The sequence below is a fragment of the Mycobacterium sp. genome (assembly GCF_032162605.1).
Lineage (GTDB): Bacteria > Actinomycetota > Actinomycetes > Mycobacteriales > Mycobacteriaceae > Mycobacterium.
The window spans coordinates 1-4,195 of sequence record NZ_JAVROT010000143.1 but is presented as its reverse complement, the minus strand read 5'-3'; the positions used below and the strand labels follow the sequence as shown (position 1 = coordinate 4,195).

7 protein-coding genes and 2 pseudogenes are annotated in these 4,195 nt (G+C 63.5%); 3 read left to right on the top strand and 6 right to left on the bottom strand.

Translation table 11 applies throughout. The features are described 5' to 3' along the window. The 3 genes and pseudogenes from QOI01_RS08690 to QOI01_RS08680 all read right to left on the bottom strand — a co-directional run. Positions 1–185: dihydrofolate reductase family protein (locus tag QOI01_RS08690; protein WP_526379919.1), on the bottom strand; the 185-nt coding region annotated here is incomplete at its 3' end. Positions 186–231: 46 nt separating this feature from the next. Continuing rightward, positions 232–465: pseudogene (locus QOI01_RS08685) on the bottom strand (RibD family protein); the annotation flags it as partial. Continuing rightward, positions 354–1,106 (bottom strand): site-specific integrase, encoded by a 753-nt coding sequence (locus QOI01_RS08680; RefSeq protein ID WP_526379917.1) that lies wholly within the window; start codon positions 1,104–1,106, stop codon positions 354–356. The pseudogene QOI01_RS08685 and the gene QOI01_RS08680, both read right to left, overlap by 112 nt. Positions 1,107–1,120: 14 nt before the next feature. Between QOI01_RS08680 and QOI01_RS08675 the strand changes: the two genes are divergently transcribed. Together QOI01_RS08675 and QOI01_RS08670 are read left to right on the top strand one after the other, a co-directional pair. Further along, positions 1,121–1,381, top strand: a complete 261-nt coding sequence (locus tag QOI01_RS08675) for a hypothetical protein (protein ID WP_526379915.1) — start codon at positions 1,121–1,123, stop codon at positions 1,379–1,381. 945 nt (positions 1,382–2,326) lie between these two features. Continuing rightward, positions 2,327–2,815 (top strand): universal stress protein, encoded by a 489-nt coding sequence (locus QOI01_RS08670; RefSeq protein WP_526379913.1) that lies wholly within the window; start codon positions 2,327–2,329, stop codon positions 2,813–2,815. 109 nt (positions 2,816–2,924) lie between these two features. Here the strand turns inward: QOI01_RS08670 and QOI01_RS08665 are convergent, their stop codons facing one another. The 3 genes and pseudogenes from QOI01_RS08665 to QOI01_RS08655 form a co-directional block, all read right to left on the bottom strand. Next, positions 2,925–3,395 carry a thiamine pyrophosphate-dependent enzyme gene (locus tag QOI01_RS08665; RefSeq protein ID WP_526379911.1) on the bottom strand — a complete coding sequence of 157 codons (471 nt, stop codon included), beginning with the start codon at positions 3,393–3,395 and terminating at the stop codon, positions 2,925–2,927. A gap of 91 nt (positions 3,396–3,486) precedes the next feature. Then, complete coding sequence (locus tag QOI01_RS08660; RefSeq protein ID WP_526379923.1) at positions 3,487–3,789, bottom strand: hypothetical protein; 303 nt, start codon at positions 3,787–3,789, stop codon at positions 3,487–3,489. A gap of 73 nt (positions 3,790–3,862) precedes the next feature. Next, a pseudogene (locus QOI01_RS08655) lies at positions 3,863–3,928 on the bottom strand (hypothetical protein); the annotation flags it as partial. Here QOI01_RS08655 and QOI01_RS08650 point away from each other — a divergent pair. Beyond that, positions 3,900–4,106: a hypothetical protein gene (locus QOI01_RS08650; RefSeq protein WP_526379921.1), complete on the top strand. Its 207-nt coding sequence runs from the start codon at positions 3,900–3,902 to the stop codon at positions 4,104–4,106. The pseudogene QOI01_RS08655 and the gene QOI01_RS08650 sit on opposite strands and share 29 nt — an antisense overlap. The last annotated feature ends 89 nt before the right edge of the window (positions 4,107–4,195 follow it).

Below are 4,195 nucleotides of genomic sequence, written 5' to 3'. Positions count from 1 at the left end.
ATCGTCGGTGCGATCCCGACCACCAGGCGATCGACGAGGCCGGCACCGAGCATCGACGTGATCACCCGGGCGCCGCCCTCGACGAGGAGCGTCAGCGTGCCAGCCGCCCGCAGTCGGGCCAGGGCGGTAGGAAGGTCGACGCCGCGGGGGCTGGACGACGACGTGGACGCGCACCCCGCGCTCATGCAGGGCGGTCCGGCGGCCGGCCGACGCGCGCCGCGTCGTGATCACTGTGGTGGCCGCGTCCGGGCCGAGGATCCGCAGTGGGCGGCAGCCGAAGCGTCGAGTCGAGCACGACCCGCAGGGCGACGCTCCAGCGAAGAGGCGGACGGTCAGGAGCGGGTCGTCCGTCATCACGGTGCCCACGCCGACGAGTACGGCATCGCACGCGGCCCGCAGCGCGTGCGAGATGCGGCAATCGGCCTCGCCGCTGATCCATTTGGCATCGCCCGTGGACGTGGCGATGCGTCCGTCGAGCGTTTGAGCAAACTTGAGCACGACGGAGGGCCGGTCCTCAGCGGCCCGGCCAGCACCATCCAGGTTGCGCAGCTGTGCCGGAGGTCGTGGATGCGCGGCTTCGGGTCGAGCTCGGCCAGTTCGACGGCGGGTGACCACACCCGGTCGTGAAAGCCGTTGCCCCGGACCGGTCGGCCTGCGCGGTTGGTAAAAAGGAACTCGCCGGAGTAGTCGAGCTTGTCGAGGACGCTCTTGGAGACGTTGATCGTGCGGATCGACCGCTTGGTCTTCGGCACGCCGGTCTCGTACCCGATTCCGTCGTCGTAGGTGCGCTTCCAAACCTTGGTGATGCGCACGGTGCCTTTCTCGCGGTTGACGTCAGACGGTGCCAAGGCGGTGGCTTCACCCCACCTGCAGCCGCTGGCGACGAGGAACTCGACCAGTGGTCGCCAGTATTCGGTGATCTCGTTCAGCAAAAAGGCGAACTCCTCCGGCGTCAGCGCGACCATGTCCTGCTTCACGGTCTCGGGGAGCCTCTGGCTGGCCGCTGGGTTGAACGGGATGCGCTTCGGCACGGCGGCGTTGAGCGCCGAGGATAGAAACCCGTGCTTGTTGGAGATCGTCTTCCCGGAAGTGCCCTTGTCCTCCATCACGCATCCGCGAAATGGCTTCTGAGTATGGCCGGGACCCGAGCCGGATGGAGACGGTCGTGGTGGGAAACGCCACCTTCACCGACCGCCCGGCAGGACCTGACCGATCGGCGTTCGTCGGCACTCTCGACCAAATCATGGACGACGTCCGAACCCCCGCAGACGCTGGCGCAGACGAGCTCATCGTGGATCTAAATCTGCAGGACTGGTTCATCAGCACGCAGCAGATGCTTGAGACGGCGGTGGAGATCCGCGAACGGGCCGCTGCCTCATGACCTACCGATTTGTGGATGGGTTTGGATGTAGAAACGCCCCGGTCAGTGAAAACCTATCCTGACCAGAGCGTTTGCTGGCGGAGCTGCCGGGAGTCGAACCCGTTTCGGGGTGCTGGTCTCTGAACCGAACCGGCACCGAGCTGCGAAATGACATGGGGTGTGATTGACCTCTGTGGACACTGACTGTGCCCAAAATGTGCCCAGCCAGACCCTCGATTGACAGCGCGTAATTGCGCTCGGTCAGAGTGCCCAATTACGCGGTACGCGATGTGCGATGTGCGATGTGCGATGTGCGATGTGCGCAACGTTAATCAGCGACATCGGCTGCAATTAAACAACTTTGACGCACCTCGACTATAGAATAGCGAAAGGGAAGTCATCGAATGCCAACAGTCGGAATAGCGTTGCCATTCATGGCATTAGCGACTCTGGAACTGACGTAATTGCCGAATGCCACGCTGGAGTGGCATTGCAGATCATAGGGCGCATCCAGGTGCGAGTTACTGAGAATCCGCTTACACAGATTGTCCGGTGGCCACTCTTCACCAGGGAGACACGTCAGTGGCGGTTGACTCTGATGTGGTGACAACCGAGAGTCTCGTTCTTCTCACTCCCCGCGCCAATCCGGGCGGACAACTCTGGGTCAACGTGCAGGACGGCATCTTCGTCATTCGGACGAGTGTCGCACCTACACAAGATGTTCGGATCGCCTACCTCATCATTAATTAGCCGCATGTGGGCACGAATCGGTGTGATATCGACGACGAAAGTGAGCCGGTTGATTCGGGCTGAGCGCGAGGGCTCTGCCCGATGACGCTGATGGCTTCATCAGTTCGGCCTTGATGGTGCGCCAGCTTGCAGCTGCGCCGGATCGCCAATCCGGTCCCTCGTCGACTAACCAGCGCTAACGTCTTCCTGTCGTCACAACGACCCTTGGGAGGCGACATGGACGGCTATCGGACTGTGGTGGTTGGGACCGACGGTTCCGACTCCTCATTGCGCGCGGTCGACCGCGCAGCCGAGGTCGCAGCGGAGGCCAATGCGAAGCTGATCGTCGCCAGCGCGCATGTGACGCCGGTCGAAAAGGGCGGCTGGTCAAGAGCACCATCGCACGACAGTGTGTCTGACCCCCGCGGCGCCGACGCACTTGGCGGCGAGGGCTACAAGTTGCACGGCAGTGCGCCCGTGTACGCGATCCTTCGGGAGGCGCATGACCGGGCCAAGGCCGCTGGCGCTCGGGACATCGAGGAGCGGGCAATAGAAGGCGCGCCAGTCCACGCATTGGTGAAGCTGGTCGCGGAGGTCAACGCGGATGTGCTCGTCGTCGGCGACGTGGGACTGGACTCGGTTGCCGGACGGTTCCTGGGCTCGGTGCCCGCCGAGGTCGCCCGCAAAGCCAGGATCGACATCCTTATCGTCCACACGGCCGACTAGGGGTGGTTGGTGAGCCCAGCGGAACGCATGATTTAAGCGAAGTACGAAACGGGCCAGGACATTCGTCCTGGCCCGTTCTCATCGGGTGGAGTAGCCACGTCCACTGGCATCAGGCCATGTTGTACAGGGTTTTGACGCTGTCGTGCAGTTTGTTGGGAAGCGCCGGGGCTTCATAGGGGTCGGTGATGACCTCGATGTAGGCGGCCTGCCCACCAAGCTGTGCGGTCGCCAAGGCGGCGTCGAGCTGACCGCAGGTGGTCACACGTGCGGTAAACCAGTCGTCACAACCCAGTGCGTGGGGCAGTTCGGTGTAGTTCCATGGAGCGACGTCGTTGTAGGCGATGGCGGGGTCGTTGCAGAGCAGCCGCTCGATGAGGTATCCGGAGTTGTTGAGCACGAAGATGATCGGTTGTAGGCCCTGCCGGTGGAACTGACCGACCTCTTGTGCCGTCAACTGATGCGAGCCCTCCCCGGTGATCAACAGGAGCCGTCGATCGGGAGCGGCGACAGCGGCGCCAAACGCCGCAGGTCGCCCATCCGATGGCGCCCCAGAGTGTCTGGTTGTAGAACCGCGCTCCATGCGGGAGTTGAGCGAACGCCAAACCCATTGAGCAGGTGCTGGTTTCGGCGATCACGATGTCGTCTGGCTTCACGAAGTTCGCCCACCTCCGCTAGAGCGCATCTGCGGAGATCGGGTCGGCGTCGGAGCCCGCGACCGAACCCAGTGAGGTCGGTCGAATCCGAGCAGGCTCGCGAGCGCTCCACGTGCGCCCAGCGAGTTCGTTGGCGATGTCTGCCATTTCGACGTTCTGGTAGACGGTCGAGCCGACCGTGGTGCGGTGCAGACCAATGTCGATCGTCCGTGCCGGGTCGAGGTGCGCGGTGAAGGCCCCGGTGTTGAAGTCGGTCTGCATCGTCCCCATCGTGATGGCGGCGTCGCAGGTCTCGACGAACTCGCGCACGGTCTCTTCCATCAGTTTGCCGTCGTATGCCGATGTAGTTGGGGTGATCCTCATCGAGCACGGACTTGTCGGCGAACATGGTCGCGAAAGGCAGCCCGGCAGCGTCAATGAGCTCGCGCGCCTTGTCGCTCAGTCCCAACCTGTCCAGCACCAGCCCGGGCAGAACGCATGCCCTTGGTGCTGCATCCAGCGTGCAGACGACGGCATCGGTCGCCCCCGCGAGTGCAGTTGGGTCGCTGCCCGGAAGGATGAGGGGCTCCGAGGAGGCCAGGATCGGCTTGTTCACCAGGTCGGCGGGGAAGGCCATGTACACCGGTCTGCGGTTGTAGAGAGCTTCGGCGATTAGCCGCTCGGTTTCGAACACGACGTTGGCCGGGGTGATGATGGCGCTGGCGCCGACGACGGTGTCCGCCATCTT

What these genes read in the sequence shown, in the direction of transcription:
- QOI01_RS08670 (WP_526379913.1), top strand. Translation starts at nt 2,327, where the DNA reads ATGGACGGCTATCGGACTGTGGTGGTTGGGACCGACGGTTCCGACTCC.
- QOI01_RS08680 (WP_526379917.1), bottom strand. Translation starts at nt 1,106, where the DNA reads ATGGAGGACAAGGGCACTTCCGGGAAGACGATCTCCAACAAGCACGGG.
- QOI01_RS08660 (WP_526379923.1), bottom strand. Translation starts at nt 3,789, where the DNA reads ATGGAAGAGACCGTGCGCGAGTTCGTCGAGACCTGCGACGCCGCCATC.
- QOI01_RS08675 (WP_526379915.1), top strand. Translation starts at nt 1,121, where the DNA reads ATGGCTTCTGAGTATGGCCGGGACCCGAGCCGGATGGAGACGGTCGTG.
- QOI01_RS08665 (WP_526379911.1), bottom strand. Translation starts at nt 3,395, where the DNA reads ATGGAGCGCGGTTCTACAACCAGACACTCTGGGGCGCCATCGGATGGG.